Annotated in this window: 17 protein-coding genes and 1 tRNA gene; 10 read left to right on the top strand and 8 right to left on the bottom strand. The window is 42.8% G+C overall.

Features of this window, described 5'->3' with window-relative positions; translation table 11 throughout:
* Window positions 1-10: 10 nt before the first annotated feature.
* The 3 genes from murA to DXD68_RS05460 form a co-directional block, all read right to left on the bottom strand.
* A complete protein-coding gene (gene murA / locus DXD68_RS05450; RefSeq protein ID WP_122360658.1) occupies window positions 11-1,315 on the bottom strand; it encodes a UDP-N-acetylglucosamine 1-carboxyvinyltransferase in 1,305 nt (434 codons plus the stop codon).
* The gene (locus DXD68_RS05455; RefSeq protein WP_122360659.1) at window positions 1,312-1,911 is read right to left on the bottom strand and encodes a DUF4290 domain-containing protein; all 600 of its coding nucleotides are present in this window, start codon (window positions 1,909-1,911) and stop codon (window positions 1,312-1,314) included. The genes murA and DXD68_RS05455 overlap by 4 nt, the downstream gene beginning before the upstream one ends.
* 130 nt (window positions 1,912-2,041) lie before the next feature.
* Window positions 2,042-3,853 (bottom strand): glycoside hydrolase family 2 protein, encoded by a 1,812-nt coding sequence (locus tag DXD68_RS05460; RefSeq protein WP_122361072.1) that lies wholly within the window; start codon window positions 3,851-3,853, stop codon window positions 2,042-2,044.
* Between the two features lie 180 nt (window positions 3,854-4,033).
* Between DXD68_RS05460 and DXD68_RS05465 the strand changes: the two genes are divergently transcribed.
* Both DXD68_RS05465 and DXD68_RS05470 read left to right on the top strand, forming a co-directional pair.
* Window positions 4,034-7,975 (top strand): hybrid sensor histidine kinase/response regulator transcription factor, encoded by a 3,942-nt coding sequence (locus DXD68_RS05465; protein ID WP_122360660.1) that lies wholly within the window; start codon window positions 4,034-4,036, stop codon window positions 7,973-7,975.
* A 278-nt stretch (window positions 7,976-8,253) separates the two neighbouring features.
* Window positions 8,254-9,540, top strand: a complete 1,287-nt coding sequence (locus tag DXD68_RS05470) for a M64 family metallopeptidase (RefSeq protein WP_122360661.1) — start codon at window positions 8,254-8,256, stop codon at window positions 9,538-9,540.
* A gap of 70 nt (window positions 9,541-9,610) precedes the next feature.
* On the opposite strand, the gene DXD68_RS05475 is transcribed toward DXD68_RS05470, so the two are convergent.
* On the bottom strand, window positions 9,611-10,318 hold the full coding sequence (locus DXD68_RS05475; RefSeq protein ID WP_122360662.1) for a pirin family protein: 708 nt from the start codon (window positions 10,316-10,318) through the stop codon (window positions 9,611-9,613).
* A 178-nt stretch (window positions 10,319-10,496) separates the two neighbouring features.
* On the opposite strand from DXD68_RS05475, the gene DXD68_RS05480 reads away from it, so the two are divergent.
* On the top strand, window positions 10,497-11,990 hold the full coding sequence (locus DXD68_RS05480) for an IMP dehydrogenase (RefSeq protein ID WP_122360663.1): 1,494 nt from the start codon (window positions 10,497-10,499) through the stop codon (window positions 11,988-11,990).
* On the opposite strand, the gene DXD68_RS05485 is transcribed toward DXD68_RS05480, so the two are convergent.
* Window positions 11,987-12,196: a hypothetical protein gene (locus DXD68_RS05485; RefSeq protein WP_122360664.1), complete on the bottom strand. Its 210-nt coding sequence runs from the start codon at window positions 12,194-12,196 to the stop codon at window positions 11,987-11,989. The genes DXD68_RS05480 and DXD68_RS05485 overlap by 4 nt on opposite strands.
* A 172-nt stretch (window positions 12,197-12,368) precedes the next feature.
* On the opposite strand from DXD68_RS05485, the gene DXD68_RS05490 reads away from it, so the two are divergent.
* Complete coding sequence (locus DXD68_RS05490; protein ID WP_122360665.1) at window positions 12,369-13,274, top strand: helicase associated domain-containing protein; 906 nt, start codon at window positions 12,369-12,371, stop codon at window positions 13,272-13,274.
* Window positions 13,275-13,317: 43 nt separating this feature from the next.
* On the opposite strand, the gene DXD68_RS05495 is transcribed toward DXD68_RS05490, so the two are convergent.
* Window positions 13,318-13,388 (bottom strand) — tRNA-Gln (locus tag DXD68_RS05495).
* Window positions 13,389-13,612: 224 nt separating this feature from the next.
* On the opposite strand from DXD68_RS05495, the gene rsfS reads away from it, so the two are divergent.
* From rsfS to DXD68_RS05510, 3 genes are all read left to right on the top strand, one after another.
* Window positions 13,613-13,972 carry a ribosome silencing factor gene (gene rsfS / locus DXD68_RS05500; protein ID WP_122360666.1) on the top strand — a complete coding sequence of 120 codons (360 nt, stop codon included), beginning with the start codon at window positions 13,613-13,615 and terminating at the stop codon, window positions 13,970-13,972.
* 28 nt (window positions 13,973-14,000) lie between these two features.
* Entirely contained in the window at window positions 14,001-16,061 is a 2,061-nt protein-coding gene (gene ftsH / locus DXD68_RS05505; protein ID WP_122360667.1) for an ATP-dependent zinc metalloprotease FtsH, read from the top strand.
* A gap of 139 nt (window positions 16,062-16,200) precedes the next feature.
* Window positions 16,201-17,034: a phosphatidate cytidylyltransferase gene (locus DXD68_RS05510; RefSeq protein ID WP_122360668.1), complete on the top strand. Its 834-nt coding sequence runs from the start codon at window positions 16,201-16,203 to the stop codon at window positions 17,032-17,034.
* On the opposite strand, the gene DXD68_RS05515 is transcribed toward DXD68_RS05510, so the two are convergent.
* Entirely contained in the window at window positions 17,021-17,722 is a 702-nt protein-coding gene (locus DXD68_RS05515; protein WP_122360669.1) for a porin family protein, read from the bottom strand. The two genes, DXD68_RS05510 and DXD68_RS05515, sit on opposite strands and share 14 nt — an antisense overlap.
* Before the next feature lie 111 nt (window positions 17,723-17,833).
* On the opposite strand from DXD68_RS05515, the gene DXD68_RS05520 reads away from it, so the two are divergent.
* On the top strand, window positions 17,834-18,001 hold the full coding sequence (locus tag DXD68_RS05520) for a DUF362 domain-containing protein (protein ID WP_122360670.1): 168 nt from the start codon (window positions 17,834-17,836) through the stop codon (window positions 17,999-18,001).
* A 101-nt stretch (window positions 18,002-18,102) separates the two neighbouring features.
* Here the strand turns inward: DXD68_RS05520 and DXD68_RS05525 are convergent, their stop codons facing one another.
* A complete protein-coding gene (locus tag DXD68_RS05525) occupies window positions 18,103-18,465 on the bottom strand; it encodes a DUF3276 family protein (RefSeq protein WP_122361073.1) in 363 nt (120 codons plus the stop codon).
* Between the two features lie 225 nt (window positions 18,466-18,690).
* Between DXD68_RS05525 and nusB the strand changes: the two genes are divergently transcribed.
* Entirely contained in the window at window positions 18,691-19,617 is a 927-nt protein-coding gene (gene nusB / locus DXD68_RS05530) for a transcription antitermination factor NusB (RefSeq protein WP_122360671.1), read from the top strand.
* A 63-nt stretch (window positions 19,618-19,680) separates the two neighbouring features.
* The gene (gene yajC, locus DXD68_RS05535) at window positions 19,681-19,992 is read left to right on the top strand and encodes a preprotein translocase subunit YajC (RefSeq protein WP_122360672.1); all 312 of its coding nucleotides are present in this window, start codon (window positions 19,681-19,683) and stop codon (window positions 19,990-19,992) included.
* Window positions 19,993-19,997 lie beyond the last annotated feature (5 nt).

The raw sequence follows: 19,997 nt of genomic DNA on the forward strand, positions 1-19,997 counted from the left end.
ACAGAGGTTGTCAGAGCCGGGTAATACGGGCTCCTATGCTATTCAAACGTTTATCGATATTCTGATATCCGCGGTCGATCTGGTCGATATTATGGATATGGCTGGTTCCTTCCGCACTCATGGCTGCTATCAACAGGGCTATACCGGCACGGATATCCGGTGAAACCATATTGGAACCACGCAGTTTGAAACGGTTACCCAAACCGATCACCGTCGCACGGTGCGGGTCACAAAGGATAATCTGTGCTCCCATGTCGATCAGCTTATCCACAAAGAACAGACGGCTTTCGAACATCTTCTGATGAATCAACACGCTACCTACGGATTGCGTCGCAACGACCAGGAGGACACTCAGCAAGTCAGGTGTCAATCCCGGCCAGGGAGCATCGGCAATGGTCATGATAGAGCCGTCGATGAAAGTATCTATTTCGTATGAATCGTGCGTTGGGATATGAATATCGTCACCAACCTGTTCAACAGAGATACCCAGGCGACGGAATGACTCGGGAATGATTCCCAGCATATCATATCCGGTATTTTTTATGATGATGTCTGATCCGGTCATGGCTGCCATACCGATAAAACTACCGACCTCGATCATGTCCGGCAAAATAGTATGGGCAGTTCCTCCCAGGGCATCGACACCTTCGATGGTCAGCAGGTTTGAACCTACTCCCGATATCTTTGCTCCCATCCGGTTGAGCATGGATGAAAGTTGCTGCAAATAGGGTTCGCAAGCTGCGTTATAAATGGTGGTAGTACCTTCTGCCAGCACGGCTGCCATGAGGATATTGGCCGTACCGGTTACCGAAGCTTCGTCCAGCAGCATGTAAGCACCCTTGAGACGCTCCGCTTCGATCTCGTACAACTGGCGTTCGGCATCGTAGCTAAAGCAGGCGCCGAGCTTCTGTATACCGACAAAATGCGTATCCAAACGACGGCGTCCGATCTTGTCGCCCCCCGGCTTCGGGATCAATGCCTTGCCGAAACGTGCCACCAACGGACCGACGATCATAACCGAACCACGCAACGATCCGCTTTTACGCAGGAAGTCGTCCGTATTCAGATAATCCAGATCGATGTTATCGGCCTGAAATGTGTAGGTATCGGCAGCCGGATGTTCCACTTTCACCTGCATGTCGCGCAAAAGCTGAATGAGGTTGTTTACATCCAGGATATCGGGTACATTGTGGATCGTTACTTTCTCTGAAGTCAGCAAAACAGCACAGATCACCTCCAAGGCCTCATTTTTGGCACCTTGCGGAGTAATCTCGCCGGATAACTTATAGCCACCTTCTATAACAAATGAACTCATCGGCTTTTACGGGGATAATTCTTTTTGTTTGTATTATTTCGTGCCAGGATATCACGGCTTTCCACTAGTTTATGAACTTCTTCATCCAGCACGATCTGTCCCTCCGATAATTCATCGAGGTCCTTAAAAATCTTACGGTCGTCCACTGATTCTTTATTCCAGGTAAGGAAAGATTTCTTCATCTGGGTAGCCAGCAACTTGATAAGTTGATCTTTCTCAATGCCCGGCTCCAGCTCCGTAGCCTTACGGATCATCAGCTCCAACGTTTTACCGTAATGACGATAACGGATACGGTTGTTATTATACGGGATACGCGGAGGGCGGGCATACAGATTTTCCTTCTTTACAATTTCGTAGGGATAATCGATATCCAGCTTAAAATCTGACATGATAGCCAGATGATCCCATAGAATGTGTTTAAAGTCGTTTACATCACGCAGATGGGGAAACATATTTCCCATGATGTTAATTATAGTATTGGCACAACGTTTACGTTCTTCTCTGTCCTCTATTGCCACACAATAGTCTACCATGTTCTGAATATTGCGTCCGTATTCGGGCATAGCCAATTTCTTCTCTTCTGTATTATATTTCATTATCATATTCGTTTATTCGGCAAATGTACTTATTTTAATTGATTTACACAAGATGTCCCTATACCTGCATTAAGAGGTATAGGGACAAAACCTATCAGCTAAACAAATATTATTTATTCAGATTGACTATTTACTTTGACAACTGGTTGATCACGGACTGGTTTGCTTTCTTCACGGCAGCTTCGTTGATCTTGATTTCTTTGCGGTCGTAGGTCATTAAGCCATTTACTTCACCTTCCACATCGGTGGTCTGTGTATAAACGGCAGCAGAGAAACCACGGTCAACCATACCTTTCAGTTCATTAGCATACTTTACATATTCAGCTGTCACCTCATCTCTGTTCTTAAACTGCACATATCCCCAGTTACGTTTATTCCACCACAAATGGTTTTCTAAAGGTAAACCGATGCCTCCGTATTCACCTAATACGGTCACCCGCTGCGGATCATACAGGAACATGCTCGGCCCCGGATAGTTATGCAAGTCGAGGATATCCCCACAAGCACGATGGTTACCACCACTGGCTGGATTTACCAGGCGGGAAGGATCGTACCCCTTTGTCCATTCGGTCACTTTTTCCGTATCGAACTGTCCCCATGCTTCATTGAAAGGAACCCATACGACTACGGAAGGATGAGACACACACAGATCCATAATCTCTTTCCATTCCTGATAATAGTTTGCCACAGAAGCTGCAGAACGATTCTTATCCGTACCACCGTTATATGTATGAGGAGCCCAGTGGTTTCCCATATCACCGCTCGGCATATCCTGCCAAACCAGGATACCTTCTTTATCGCAATGATAATACCAGCGTGACGGTTCCACCTTCACATGTTTACGGATCATATTGAATCCCCACTCTTTTGTTTTAATGATATCATAAAGCAATGCCTCGTCGGTCGGAGCTGTATACAATCCGTCAGGCCACCATCCCTGGTCTAGCGGACCATAGTGGAACAAATTTTTATTATTCAACTGCATACGCATAACACCGTTAGCATCTCTCTTTGCTGAAATTTTACGGAAAGCAGTATATGATTTCACGTTATCCAGGACTTTACCATCCTTTACCAGAGAAACCTTCATATCATACAGATACGGATTGGAGGTATCCCAAAGCGTAGGATTCTGTACAGCCAGACGAAGTTCTTTCCCTTGAATACCTTTTGCTGAAGCAACGACCTGTCCCTTATCGAGAAGATTAACCTCTACAATAGATGTATTACAAGGAACAGATGTACCGACTGTTACATTCATCGTTCCATTATCGATATTCGGGATTGACTTCACAGAAGTAATATGATTGGTCGCCACCGGTTCCAACCATACGGTCTGCCAGATTCCGGTCACAGGCGTGTACCAGATACCTTCCGGATTGGAAGTTTGTTTTCCTCGTGGTTGATATCCCTTATCACTCGGGTCCCAAACACGTACAACCAGTTTCTGGTTATTCTTGCCATTCAAGTAAGGGGTGATGTTGAAAGAGAACGGAGTAAATCCACCCTGGTGGGAACCGATCAGAATATCATTGATAAACACATCCGCTTTCCAGTCTACCGCCCCGAAATTAAGTACAATATCCTTGTTTTTCCAGTTAGCCGGAACAGAGAATGTCCGTTTATACCACAATTCATTCATATCCCCCACTTCTTTCTGAACCCCCGACAAGGAAGATTCCACAGCAAAAGGAACCAGTATATTTCCATCGAACGACTTTGGTTCAACCTCTCCCTTCGGCTTAATGGCATATTCCCATTCTCCGTTCAAGTTTACCCAATCCGTACGTTCCAGTTGCGGACGAGGATATTCGGGCAATACATTCTTGGGGTTGATTTGTTCCGCCCATTTTGTCTTGATCTTGTCACCCGCCGGCTTCCATTGAGCCTGTGCACACACAGTCAGTGCCAAAGCACAACATACCAATAATGTTTTTTTCATGTTCTTAAATATTAAAGTACGCCTTTTCATGGCATGTAGTTTTTATTGACACAAAGGAACGCTTTTTCAAGCAGAAGGACTTTCAATTTTCCTGCATAAGCTTTCAATAATCATTCAAAATGATCATTGTTTTTTTTTATTTATTAGCTTTGCCTTCGAGAAACACTATCATGATTTGATATGAAGAGAATACCGTTGCTAATCGTCTATATAATGCTATTGTTTATATGTCTGCCGGGAGTTTCTGAAAACTCACATTTCAGGCATTACAACAATAAGCACGGATTATCGCATAATACGGTATATTGCTCACTACAAGACCAGCGGGGATTCATGTGGTTTGGTACGGAAGACGGGCTGAACCGTTTCGACGGACATACATTTAAAATATACAGACATAATTCTTCTCATCCGAACAGCCTGCCGAATGATCATATCGGGAATCTTTTTGAAAGTTCGGACGGAAAAATCTGGGTATTTACTGCCGGAGGTACCTGTTATTACGATTACAAGACAGACACCTTTCAACCGTTTCGGCTGTCTCCCAGACAGAACGTACCGGAATCGTTTTCCGCTGTAACGGAAGACAAAGATCATCATCTCTGGTTCATCGGTTATAACCGGATTGTCCGGTACAACCCATCGGACACTACTTTCCACACCTATCCGGCAGAAAACAATTTCTACCCGGCTCTCATATCTTTGACAGAAGACGGAAATCCTCTGTTCTCTGACCGTCAATCCTTGTATACATACAAATCCGAAACTGACAATTTTCAGAAACACCCTCTTCTGAATGAAGAACAGATCGACAATCAGACCATCATACAGGCTATCTGCCAGATTCCAGACTTAGGTATTCTGGCAGGAACCAACCAAGCCGGACTACTGCTGTATAAATACCAGGACCGGAGTGTGATAAACATCATTCCGGAAATACAGGTACGTGCCATCACCCCATTCAGTACAATGACTTATTGGATCGCATCCGAATCAGGCATCTACATTTATAATATACTAGATCAGACGGTAACTAACCTGCGAAAATCCTTAACAAACGAATATGCCATCGCTGACAATGCCGTTTATTCACTGACCCGTGACCGTGAAGGAGGCATGTGGGCTGGTTCTTTCTTTGGAGGCATCAGTTACCTGCCGAAAGAATATAATCGGTTCAACTATTTCATCGGAGGAAAGACACATCCCCAGTTACCCGGAAACGCAATCCGTGAAATCGTACCGGACCAATATGGCAATCTATGGCTGGGGACAGAAGATAACGGCATCAACTGTTACAATCCTCAAAACGGACAAATAACAAATTATTCATACAACAATCCGAATCATCTCCTGTCAGCCACCAATATCCATGGACTGCTGGCCGACGGTAATCAATTATGGGTAGGTACATTCAATAAAGGGATCGACGTACTGGATATCCCGACCGGCAGGATCATCAAACATTATTCACGCGAAAACACAAATAATACCCTGAATAACAATTTCGTTCTTTGCTTCTGCAAAACAAAGAATGACGAATTTCTGATAGGAACCGGCAGCGGGATATTGTCTTACGACAGGCAGAAAGAAAGTTTTACACAATGGAATACTATCTACACCCTGACCAGACAGATATTTGAAGACAGTCGCGGAGATATATGGGCTGCTACCTCCAACGGTATTTACCATTACCTGCGTGAAAAGAATAAAACAGAGCAGTACAACACCGATATCAACAAACCACAGAGCATCGGCAGCAATAACACGACATCCGTTTTTGAAGATTCAAAAGGCAGGATATGGATCACTACCGTTAATGGATTATCCCTGTTCAACCGGGAGACCAAATCGTTCAACCGGATCACAGCCGAAGACGGATTACCCAGTAACATCATTTACCGGATCGTTGAAGACGATTCTCATAATTTTTGGTTATCCACAGCGAACGGACTGGTAAAGTTCAATCCGGAAACTTACGGGATGCAAATCTTCACCTATAAGGACGGGCTGCATGAGACACAGTTCAACTACAGTTCTTCCTACCAGGCCCCCGACGGAACAATTTATATGGGGACCATTAACGGGATGCTGTCATTCAATCCGTCCCGGTTCAAAGAAGATATATTCACCCCTCCTATGTATATCACCGGAATCGACCTTCCTGATAATGAAGCAAACAAGCATAACCTCACCTCCTCTTCTATCGAAGACAGGAAAGTTTTAAAATTACCTTACGATGCTTCTACTTTTACTCTGTCGTATATAGCCCTCAGCTATACTTCACCGGATGCAATCCGCTATGCCTACAAACTGGAAGGTGTCGATAAAGACTGGATCTATATGAATCAGAATAAAAACGTCACATTTGCCAATCTCTCTCCCGGAAAATACACTTTCAAAGTGAAATCGACCAACAGCAGTGGCATATGGCAGGATAACGAACAATCGTTACGGATCATCATCACCCCGCCTTTCTGGGCTACCGGTTGGGCTTTTCTAGTCTACGCCCTGATTATTGTTATCTGCATCGTCCTCTTTTATAATTACAAGAAAACAAAACTGGAAGAGAAACACCGTATAAACCAGGATTTGTTCGAAAGTAAAAAAGAAAAAGAACTATACGATGCCAAAATTCAGTTCTTTACTTTTATCACGCATGAAATACGGACACCGCTAACCCTCATCAAAGCCCCATTGGAAAAGATCATCAAATCGAACGACGGCAACCCGTCGACCAGGGAGAATCTGCAAATCATAGAAAAAAATACGCAACAGTTATTGAATCTGAGCAACCAGTTACTCGATTTCCGGAAAACGGAAAGCCGTGGATTCAAACTGAATTACGTAAATACGGACATCCCCCTTTGGCTTCATACAATCCTACAACCTTTCCTCCCTGTTATGGAGCATGAGGATAAAACATTTGCCTGCGACATTTCCGATGAAACATTTTCCGCCTTTATCGATCGGGAGGCTTTCTCCAAGATAATGAATAACCTGCTGACCAATGCCATAAAATATTCAGACAAGTATCTCGCTCTGCAATTACAGATACAGGAGGACAAGAACGAATTTATCATTTCCGTAACTAATGACGGCATGCTTATACCTGCCACTGAAAAAGAAAATATCTTCACTCCTTTCTACCGCTTGAAAGAAACAGAACACCAACAGGGAAGCGGTATCGGTCTTTCTCTCGCCCGTTCGTTGGCCGAATTCCACAATGGTTCACTTACCTATACTCAGACTCCGGAAAGAATGAACCGGTTCACACTTACCTTACCCAAAAAGCAGGAAGACTGTTATTTATTATCATCCGAAAAGAATACGGAAAATACTGTCGTTGATAATGACGACGATAGAGATACAGCAAAACCGGCAGTCCTGATCGTAGAAGACCAGGAAGATATGCGCCGGTTCATTGCGAAAGAGCTGGCAGAAACATACCGGGTCTGGGAAGCAGCCAACGGAAAAGAGGCTGTTACTCTTTTAAAAGATCATACGGTCAACCTGATCATCAGTGATGTCATGATGCCTGTTATGGATGGTTTTGAACTATGCAACAGAGTCAAGAACGATATCGACTACAGCCATATTCCCTTCATTCTGCTGACTGCCCAGCATAATCTGCAATCCCGGTTAAAAGGGTTGAATAACGGGGCTGATGCCTATATGGAAAAGCCTTTCTCGATAGAATTGCTGGTTGCCCAGGTCGCCAACTTGCTGAAAAGCCGGGAAATGCTGACCAAAACATATAAAGAAACTCCGGCAACTCCGGCAACCACATTGGCTGTCTCCACAGTTGATGATCTTTTCCTCCGTAAACTCAGCAATTATCTGGAAGAACATATCACCAACGAAGCGATGGGTGTAGAAATGCTGGCCACGGAAATGGGAATGAGTACATCCAGCCTGTACCGGAAAGTAAAAGGGCTATCGGGCCTGTCCCCGGTCGACTTTATCAAAGTAACCCGATTAAAAAAAGCGGTCCAGCTTATGGAAAAAGGAGAAAGCCGCATCAACGAAATAGCATTCCAAACCGGTTTTTCTTCGCCGGCTTATTTCTCAACCTGTTTCCAGAAGCAGTATGGGAAAACCCCGTCAGAATTTATGAAAGAATAATTCTTCCTATAAATACAGTCTATCGCCTCATAGATATTATCCATCAGATAAGTTTGGCAAGGGTAAACGAATAAGCGAACTTTGCTACAGAATCATGTAGTGTTATAAATAATAGGTAATAATTTAGTCAAAAGGAGGGCGATAAGGGATACGCCGTGAGATGGTGCAAAGTTCCATCATAACTAAGAGAAGAGGGTTAATCCCGGGAGTCCTTCCCGGGATTAATTTTTTATACTATATTTGTGCGTACAAATCACACCTGATAAAACACTAAAAATATGAGAACACAAATTTCCCTGCTTCTAATCGCCTGTTTTTGTAGCCTTACATGCCTGGCACAAAATGAGTTCGACAAATACTTCACCATCAAAAGCCTGCGGATAGATTTCGCATTAAGCGGAAATACACAGTTCCAGGCAGCAGCCATACAGCAACTGCGGGAAGAACCTGTATGGGGAGGTCCCGTGAAAAATTTGATCGACAAATTCAATTACGGAGGGTATTATGTCAATATATATGACAAATCAAATAACGAATTGATCTATTCGCGCGGCTTCAACACACTTTTTGAAGAATGGCGTAGCACAGAACAAGCTAAAACGGAAACTCAATCATGGATAAACAGTATCTCAGTGCCCTATCCGAAAACAACAGTCGTTGTCGAAATCACAGCACGCGACAAAGCGGATATGCAATTTCATTCCCTGTTAAAAATGGATATCGACCCGACCAGTATTTTTATCGACCGAGGTAAACTGAAAGACAATAAAGTGACTCAAATCCAATATAAAGGAGATTCTAAAGAAAAGGTCGACTTGGTCTTCATTGCAGAAGGTTACACCGCAGACGATCAGGAAAAATTTGTAGCCGATGCAAAGAAGTTCACTGAAACATTATTTCAGACACCACCCTATACTACACGCCGGGAAGACTTTAATGTATGGGCTGTAAATCTCATTTCAGAAGATAAAGGAACCGATATTTCCGGCAAAGGTATTTACAAGAACACGGCTTTGAATTCCGGATATTACACATTCGGAGTCGACCGCTATCTAACGACACCGGATATGAAATCCATCCGCGATGCCGTATGGAATGTTCCCTGCGATGCTATATTCCTGCTAGTCAATACGGACACATACGGCGGAGGCGGCATGTATAATTTCTATGCAATGGGAACAGCTGATAACGAAAAAACGCAGCATGTTTTCGTCCATGAGTTCGGACATAGTTTCGCCGGACTGGCAGACGAGTATTTCTCTTCCGAAGTAGCCTATCAGGATTTCTACAATCTGGAATACGAGCCCTGGGAACCCAATATCACCACACTGGTCGATTTTGACAGCAAGTGGAAAGATTTGTTACCCACCAATACCCCTGTTCCAACACCCCTGAACGCTACGTATAAAGACAAGCCCGGTGTATTTGAAGGAGGCGGCTACATATCCAAAGGAATTTACCGACCGATGGATCATTGCATGATGCGCGATTACGCCCCGTTCTGTCCGGCCTGTAGCCGTGCTATTCTTCGAATGATCGATTTTCTATCCGACAGAGACTACTAAAAAAACAGAAGGAGGTATGCCGTTACAACATACCTCCTTCATATCCATATTAACCAAAAGATCCAAAAAATCAATTCATCGGGACTTCCATCAATAAGACTTTCGCATCCTTCAGAACTTCTATTGTAATACTGTCAGTATCATAGAAGCCGGCACCATCCCGCTTGGATAAGGTGGTGTTATTCACCTCCACTTCTCCTTCGATAACGAAAAGATACACGCCTGTCTCTTTTTTATGAAGTTTATACTCCTTGATCTGTCCGGCATCCAATGTCCCCAACGAGAACCAGGCATCCTGATTGATCGCCGCCGGTGTTTCACCGTCTGGTGAAAGGATCAGAGATAACTCATTCTTTTTCAACAAAGGACGTACATCGTAATTGTTGTACTTCGGCTTGGTATTCTCTTCACGTGGGAAAATCCATATCTGCAGAAACTCCAGTTGCTGTTCAGCACTGTCATTAAACTCGCTGTGGAAAATACCCGTACCGGCACTCATCACCTGTATATCTCCCGGAGTAATCGTTTCGCTATTTTGTATACTGTCACCATGCCGCAAATAACCATTCAGCGGTATAGAGATAACTTCCATATTCTTATGCGGGTGTGTATCAAAACCTTCACGCGGTGCAACCGTATCATCATTCAAGACACGCAACTTTCCGAAATGTACTCTTTTAGGGTTGTAATAATTGGCAAAACTAAATGTATGATATGTTTTCAGCCAGCCGTGGTTTGCATATCCGCGAGAGTTCGCCTTATCTACTACCATTTTCATAAAATATTCCTCCTCTTTAATTCACATATATAACATTTGAGCCATTGAAAAAGTTCCGGCATCCCCCCTCACTCTATAATACCCCTTTTTATTCGTATGAAAAATGGTTATATATAAAACATATCTGAACAGAATTCAGTACTTTTGCACAAAAATTCATCCAGTAAATATTAATCATATGGCAGTTTACTTAAACGATGTATCTAGAACCTTCGGTGAATACCTTCTTATTCCCGGTCTGACTACAAAACAATGTGTGCCAACAAACGTATCTTTAAAAACTTCGCTTGTCAAACACAATGTTGGCGATAAGTCATCTATCGAATTAAATATCCCGTTTGTATCAGCAATCATGCAATCGGTATCCGGTCCGGAACTGGCAATTGAACTCGCCCGCAACGGTGGTCTTTCCTTCATTTTCGGTTCACAGCCTATTGAAAGCCAGGCTGAAATGGTTAGAAGAGTAAAGAAATTCAAAGCAGGTTTTGTTACCAGCGATTCCAATCTGACACCCGAAAACACACTGGCCGACGTGATCGACCTGGTGAACAAGACAGAACATTCCACAATCGGTATCACCGACGACGGAACCCCTAACGGTAAACTGCTGGGGTTGGTTACCAGCCGCGACTATCGTGCAGAAAAAGACGATCCTTCCACAAAAGTAAAAGAATTTATGACTCCTTTCTCCAAGCTGATCGTCGGCGAAGTCGGTATCACGCTGAAAGAAGCCAACCAAATCATCTGGGATCATAAACTGAATACACTTCCGATCATAGACAAAGACCAGAACCTGGCATATTTCGTATTCCGCAAGGATTATGACAGCCACCGCGAGAATCCGAACGAGATATCCGGTGCTGACAAGAAATTGCTGGTTGGTGCAGGTATCAATACCCGCGACTATACGGAACGCGTCCCTGCCCTGGTTGAAGCCGGTGTGGATGTATTGTGTATCGACTCTTCAGACGGTTATTCCGAATGGCAATATGAAACACTGAAATGGATCAAGAAGGAATATGGCGACAAAGTAAAGGTCGGAGCCGGAAACGTGGTAGACAGAGAAGGATTTTTATATTTGGTAGAAGCTGGAGCTGATTTTATCAAAGTCGGTATCGGCGGCGGCTCCATCTGTATCACACGTGAACAGAAAGGTATCGGGCGCGGACAGGCTACAGCCCTGATCGATGTTGCGCAAGCTCGCGACGAATACAAGGAAAAGACAGGCATTTATATTCCTATCTGTAGTGACGGTGGTCTGGTACACGATTATCACATGGTACTGGCATTGGCAATGGGTGCTGACTTCTTGATGATGGGACGTTATTTTGCCCGTTTCGACGAATCACCTACAAAGAAACTGCGTATCGGAAATAATTTCGTAAAAGAATATTGGGGAGAAGGTTCAAACCGTGCCCAAAACTGGCAACGTTACGATATGGGAGGAACTGCTTCACTGAAATTTGAAGAAGGTGTAGACAGTTACGTTCCTTATGCCGGTAAGATGAAAGACAATCTGAATCTGACGTTAGGCAAGATCAAATCAACTATGTGCAGTTGTGGTGCTATCACAATCCCCGCTTTGCAGAGAAGTGCTAAGATTACATTGGTTTCCTCAACAAGTATCGTAGAAGGCGGTGCACACGATGTAATCCTGAAAGAACAGAATTAATCAATCATATCTGATAAATTCAATCCCCCAACCGTAAACTTCCGGATAAAAAGTTTACGGTTGGGGAATTTTGTACCATAAAGCTTACCTAATATAATACCTGATACCTTTGCTTGCCATTCACTTTGTAAGATAAATGGAGAATTTCCATTAACCACTCTCAATATGTTAGCCCAAACAATCAAACAAAAACCATTTGTATTCATTTTCCCTCGTGAGAAACGGATATTTTGAAAACAGACGTGAATATCTCCTATAAAACCTAGAGAAAACAGGGGTAAAATAACATTCTGTCAAAATGATATTAAATGATATCACTAGAAATCAAATATTTGAATATCTTTGAGGAGGATAAAGTCGTTCAAGAGTCGCTAGTATATGAAAAGGAGAAAGAAGAAAAGAAATACCAAACAGAATGCCGTTGTTGCTTTTTACGAAAAGAACAACAGATGGCCTATGCTTACATCAAAAAATGAAAAAGAGAGACATTTGGCTGAATGGATTATCAGATATAGATTTATCAGAAATCATACTCCGGAAAAGCTTACAGAAAAACAGATCCAATTAATCGACAGGATCGACGTAGAGAAGACTCAGAAAAAGGAAGAACAGTGGTTGACTAATTACGAGAATGTAAAGGAATTTATAGAAAGAGAAAAGCGATGGCCTTCCAACAAAACAACAGACCCGGAAGAACTCAGGCTTTTCCACTGGTGTCTGGCACAACGGATCACCAGAAAAAACACGCCTAAATACAAACTAAATAAAAAACGTATCAAATTGTTGGATGCTATCGGCTTTCGCTGGGATTCATATACATCGAGAAGGACATGGAAGGAATCTTTCGATCTGGTGAAGGAGTTCTATAACAATACGGGGCACTGGCCTGTCCACACTAAAGATCCGGAAGAAACGAAACTGGCCAAATGGTGCAGCAAAATGAGGGCTTACAAAAATCAGACGGACACAAGCGTCACGCTGACTTCCAGACAGATCAAAAAATTGAATGATCTGGGCTTCGACTGGACCGGCAGTTATGGCAACAACGGACGTTCTCCGGAGCGGGTCAACAGAATATGGATCGAAAGATATCACGAATTTTGTGAATTCACAGCAAGCAAAAAAAGATACCCCCGTGTCAAATCCGAAGATCCGATAGAAGAATCTCTATACTCGTGGTGGATGAGAATGGCTTATCTGAAAAGAAGAAACAAACTCAGCAGCGAACGTATCCATTTGCTTGATTGCATCGGTTTCAGATGGGGAAAAGGAAGTGAAGAATAAAAACAAAAAAAAGGTTTGAAAAATGAATTTCAAACCTTTCTTGTTGTTCTACCAGGGCTCGAACCTGGAATTTCAGGACCAGAATCTGACGTGTTACCATTACACCATAGAACAGTTTTTGTAGCTTCGAGTAGTATGTTTCTCGATTACGGGTGCAAAGATACGGACATTTTTTATTCTTGCAAATATTTTGCAAAAAAATTTCATCAAAATAAACATTTTTCTTTTTCTCCTGTTTTGAAATTACAGGGTTTATACATATATTAAAGAGAGAAAGGATGCAGATAATAAATTAAGGAGTATATTTGCAACTTCGAAAATTATTCAATAAAAAATAAATGGATCAAACAAACGAATTAGTAAAAACAATTGTAGAAGGCCTGCAAGATAAAAAAGGCAAAAATATTGTAACCGTAGATTTAACCCAGATACCCGGAGCGATTTGCCAATACATGGTGATCTGTGAAGGTAGCACCCCCACCCAAGTGTCGGCCCTATCTGATTCAGTATGGGATTTTGCACGTAGAGAGGCTGGAGAAAAGCCATTGTCTGTTGACGGCAACCAAAGTGCCGAGTGGATAGGAATGGATTATGGCACGGTTCTTGTACACATATTCTTACCGGAACAACGCGAGTTCTATAATCTGGAAACACTGTGGTCGGACGTTAAAGTCACGCAGATACCGGATCTCGATTAAGCCGGGTTAATATTATCGAATTCAAAGTATGGAAAATAAAAACGACATGTTTAATAAAGCGCCGAAGAACAATAAGCCTAAAATGTTCCGGTTTAACCTGTATTGGATGTACGGGCTAATATTCATAATGCTTTTTGCGTTATACCTGACAAACGACTCCTCGGCATCGAAAGAGCTGGGATGGACTGAATTCCAAAAGCTGGCTCAGGAGAATGTGTTTGACAAAATGGTTGTCTACAACAAGAAAAATCTGGTTGAAGCCACCGTTAAAAGCGGAAAGAAAGGATTGGTATTTAAAAGTGACAGCACTGCACTGGGGACTAACCCGAAAGTATACGTAAAGATACCATCTGCAGACAAATTTTCCGATTTTTACGATAAAGCGGTGACAGATAATCATGTCGACACACAAGTGCGCTTCGAAGAAGGAGATGATGCCATATGGAACTTTTTGGTTTCTTTCGGACCGATCATCCTGATCATTGCCGTATGGATTTTCCTGATGAGAAGAATGTCCGGCGGTGCAGGCGGTGGTCCAGGTGGAGTATTCAGTGTCGGCAAAGCGAAAGCACAACTCTTTGACAAAGATAATGACCGGAAAGTGACATTTAAAGATGTAGCAGGTTTGTCAGAGGCCAAACAGGAAGTGGAAGAAATCGTTTCGTTCCTCAAAAATCCTGAAAAATATACGGAACTGGGTGGTAAAATTCCGAAGGGAGCTCTCTTGGTAGGTCCTCCGGGAACAGGTAAAACGTTGCTGGCAAAGGCTGTAGCAGGTGAAGCGGATGTTCCGTTTTTCTCACTGTCGGGTTCAGACTTCGTTGAAATGTTTGTCGGCGTGGGTGCATCACGTGTTCGTGACTTGTTCCGCCAGGCTAAAGAGAAGTCGCCTTGCATCGTGTTCATCGATGAAATTGATGCCGTAGGTCGTGCCCGTGGCAAAAACGTAAACATGAACAGTAACGACGAGCGTGAGAATACCCTGAACCAGTTGCTGACAGAAATGGACGGTTTCGGTTCAAACAGCGGTGTGATTATCCTGGCAGCAACCAACCGCGCCGATATTCTGGATAAGGCTTTACTGCGTGCAGGACGTTTCGACCGTCAGATCCATGTGGAATTGCCCGACCTGAATGAACGTAAAGAAATATTCGGCGTACATTTACGCCCGATCAAAATAGACGAAAGTGTCGATGCTGAATTTCTGGCTCGCCAGACTCCGGGATTCTCAGGTGCCGATATTGCCAATGTTTGTAATGAAGCAGCCTTAATCGCAGCCCGTAGCGGAAAGAAATTTGTACAAAAAGAAGATTTCATGAATGCTGTAGACCGTATTGTCGGCGGTCTGGAAAAACGGACTAAAATAACTACAGCTGACGAACGCAACAGCATCGCCAACCACGAAGCCGGACATGCCACATTGAGCTGGCTGCTTGAACATGCCAACCCGTTGGTAAAGGTAACGATTGTACCGCGAGGTAAAGCTCTTGGAGCTGCCTGGTATCTGCCGGAAGAACGTCAGATCACTACGCGCGAACAATTGCTCGACGAAATGTGTGCAACACTGGGCGGACGTGCTGCCGAAGAATTGTTCCTCGGTAAGATCTCGACCGGTGCATCCAACGACCTGGAGCGTGTAACCAAACAGGCATATGCCATGGTGGTTTATTTCGGTATGAGTGATAAACTTCCGAACCTGAATTATTACGATTCAACCGGTCAGGACTGGGGATTCACTAAACCATACAGTGAAGAGACATCCCGCATGATCGACCAGGAAGTACAAAAGATCATCAACGAACAATATGAACGTGCAAAGAAAATCCTGTCAGAAAATGCAGAAGGACACAACCAACTGGCACAGGTTCTACTCGAACGGGAAGTGATCTATACGGAAGATGTGGAGCATATCTTTGGTAAACGGGCCTGGATCTCACGCTCACAGGAAATCCTGGAGCTACAGGAAAAGGCGAATAATGAGAAACAGGCTTCCGACGATAAAAAGCCGGAAGATACAGACTGCCAATCAACCGATAATAAGGTCCAGGCTGTTACAGCGAATGTCAGTGAGACTGACAATATTGCCTGACAAACATTTATCCGATAAATAAAAAGAGACCGGACAGTATTCTTCAAGAAAGAACTGCCCGGTCTCTCTGTATATATTTAGATTTATTCTTTATCTTTGCACGAAAAATAAATCAACAAACGAACAAAACGATACAGTATTGAAAAATCTGATAAAACGGGCGCTTACCGGTATAATTTTCGTTGCGATCCTAGTGGGAGCTATTTGCTACCATCCAATCTCTTTCCTTGTTGTATTCGGCTTAATTACCGGATTGACTTTATGGGAATTTTACGGTTTAGTGAAACATTATGAAGAGGCCTCCATCAAACGGACTATATCTTCATTGGGAGGGGCTTATTTATTCGCTGCCACTTTTGCCTACACCAACCAACTGGCCGACGGTGTAGTCTTCCTGCCTTATCTCCTATTCCTTATATATACACTAGTTGCCGAATTATACTACAAAGCCCCGAACCCGATCAATAACTGGGCATTTACCATTTTTGCACAGGTCTATTGTGCCGGGACATTTTCGATGCTGAACTTTATAGCAGCCCTGCCGGATACTCCGGGGCAGATCGTTTATTCTCCATTATTTATTATGGCTATTTTCATTTTCATCTGGTTGAACGATACCGGAGCCTATCTGGTCGGTTCGATGATCGGGAAGAGGAAATTGTTTGAACGAATTTCCCCTAAAAAGTCATGGGAAGGATTCTTCGGAGGCCTGGCTGTCGTATTGAGTGCTTCACAAGCACTGGCATGGTATGCACCGGAAGTAAGCTGGTACAATTGGCTGGGATTATCAGCTACCGTTGTCCTGTTCGGCACCTGGGGAGATTTGATCGAATCGCTGTTGAAACGCACACTGGGTGTAAAAGACTCGGGGAACGTACTCCCCGGCCACGGCGGAATGCTCGACCGGTTCGACAGCCTGATGCTGGCTGCCCCTGCCGCCTACATTTATATAGAACTATTTATTCGAAATTAAACGTCAGCGAAACCATACGGGAAGTCGCTTTCGATAATGCATTCGGATATTTGATAAGATCTTTATCCGTCAGGTCACTACGGTCTTTCTGTAGCAGGTCGACCAGTCCGAAACTAAACTTCAATTCAGGACAGAGCTTGAAGAACGGCAGGTAAATATCACATCCTATACCGAATTCCAAACCAAAATCGGCCCCTTTCAATAAGACCGGCATTCCTTTCTTACGTCCGAGGTCCATTGCTCCGAATATACCGCCAATCAGATAAGGACGATAGTTATTCAAACGGAGGGCTGAATATTTCACACTCAGAGGAAAGCTCAGGATCGTGGAACGAACAGAAGTAGTGAACTCTTCGCCGGTAGCTTGTTCGCGGAACAGAAACTTTTTATCTCCGAAATGCACCGTAGGTATAAAACGCAGATTAAAATAAGGATTCAGATACATATCCCCTATCACACCGACACTGAATCCGGGTGAATAACTGGGAATTTCAGCAAACCATGTCTCACCGTCGGTTGCCACACCGGTATTGGTCAATAACAAATCCTGCGCATGCAATCCGACATGGAATCCCAAATGAACCCACTTCAAGTCGGCATACGGCTGATTCTTAACCTTCTCTTTCTGTGCCATCACACCAGGAATGGCAAGACTACATATCAATAATAAAAATAATAGACGTCTCAACTCTCAATCAATTTTGAATAATAACGAAAAAGATCAGAACTTATTGCAGAAATACAAATAAAACTCTATTTTTGCACCAACTAATAGTTATCAATTTAAACGTTTAAGAAAATGGCTTATTTAATTAGTGAAGATTGTATTGCTTGTGGTACTTGCATCGACGAGTGTCCGGTAGGAGCAATTTCGGAAGGTGATATCTATCATATCGATCCTGAAATGTGTACAGATTGTGGCACTTGTGCTGACGCTTGTCCTACAGAAGCAATTCATCCGGCTTAAACCGCAGGAAATAGGCAAACCTGGCAACAGGCTACCTATAAAAGATAACGGACTGTTTTTTCTTTATCAGAAAAACAGTCCGTTATTATTTTTCCCCCTCTTTAGAAATCGATATCCAGCTTTATCTCATCCGAACCATCGTCTGTATTTGTCTCAGCATCCGGGGCCTGTGCTTTTTGATCTTCGGAGTTTCGTTGTTTGATGTAATTGATCACATCATTCATACCCTCCATAAACTTTTCAAAATCCTCCTTATAAAGGAAAATCTTATGTTTCTCGAAAGATACCTGTGTTCCGTTCTTAGGCTGTACCTTTTTACTTTCGGTCACCGCCAGGAACAAATCGTCTTTCAAGTTTTTCTTCACATCCAGATAATAGATCCGCTTACCTGCTTTTATGGCTTTAGAGTACAAAATCTCTTTATCGCCACCTTCAACCTGTATTTTCTTCACCGACTCATCCATATTAGCCAACATTTGTTAAAAACCCACCCAATATTCATAACTTGCTTCAAATATGTGCATTTTTTTTTAAACAACAACTATTTTAACGCATCAAAATATCTCATTTTACGTTTGAAAGTGTAAAATAACGCCTAACACATGTAAAATTAAATAAAGCGAGGCACTTTTATCAAAAGATTGACTACCTTTGCATCCTAATTTATAATAAAGTAGTTCCTTCAAACGATGATCAACAGAATTTTAATCCGCATTAAAGTTTTACAGATAGTTTACTCATTCTATCAAAACGGAAACAATGACCTCAAAGTAGCGGAAAATGAATTGCTTTTCAGCTTACGGAAGTCGTATGACTTATATCACTATTTCCTTCTTCTTATTATCGAAGTCACTAACCTGCAAAGACGGACACTCGACGCTAAAAAAAGCAAGTACATGCCGACTTATGCCGAATTGAACCCCAATACCCGTTTGGTGGATAACCGTTTCACCGCCCAGGTGGCAGAAAACGAAGCTCTCCAAAAATATGTAGCAGAACAAGGGTTGTCATGGGTTAACGACGAAGACTTCATCAAGAATGTATTGGATATAATCCTGGCTTCGGATTTGTACAACGAATATCTGGACAACGAGAACGATTCGTACGAAACAGACAAGGAATTCTGGCGTGCCGTATTCAAAAAGTTAATCTGTGGTAATGAAGTTATCGAAGATTACCTGGAAGACAAAAGCATCTACTGGAACGACGATATCGGAATCGTCGAAACGTTTACATTAAAAACGATCAAGCAATTTGAGGAAAAAAGCGGAAGCAAGCAGAAACTGTTGCCGATGTTCAAAGATCTGGAAGACCAGTCGTTTGCAATTAAACTGTTCCGCCAGTCTTTGTTGAAAGGCGCTGAATATCGCGAACGCATCAACAAGCATATGAAGAACTGGGAAGCTGAACGTATTGCCAATATGGACTTGATCATCATGCAGGTTGCACTGGCAGAGATCATGACATTCCCGTCAATACCTATCAACGTCACACTGAACGAATATATCGACATTGCAAAATATTACAGTACGCCAAAGAGCGGAGTATTTATCAACGGTATATTAGATTCTATCGTATCCGAGTTAAAAAAAGAAAAGGTATTGCTTAAAGACTAATTATTATACTTACATTTGTAGCTAGTCAACTTGGTACAAATTTATAAATGAATATAATTAATTATGAGCTTAGTTAGTATTTTACTTCAGGCTGCCGGAGGCCAGTCACAGTGGTCAGGCATCCTAATGATGGTGGTTATCGTTGCGATCTTCTATTTCTTTATGATCCGTCCGCAACAGAAAAAGCAGAAAGAGATCCAAAAATCGCGTGAAGCGTTGAAAGCTGGTGATAAAGTGATTACAGCCGGAGGTATCTACGGAAAGATTAAAGAAATCGGTGACACTTATATGCTGATAGAAATTTCAGACGGAGTACGTATCCGTGTCGATAAAACTTCTATCTTTGCTTCATCAGAAGACGCACAGCAAAAATAAGGAAC

Origin of the sequence: Parabacteroides sp. TM07-1AC (assembly GCF_003480915.1) — a bacterium.
Taxonomy (GTDB): Bacteria; Bacteroidota; Bacteroidia; order Bacteroidales; family Tannerellaceae; genus Parabacteroides; species Parabacteroides chongii.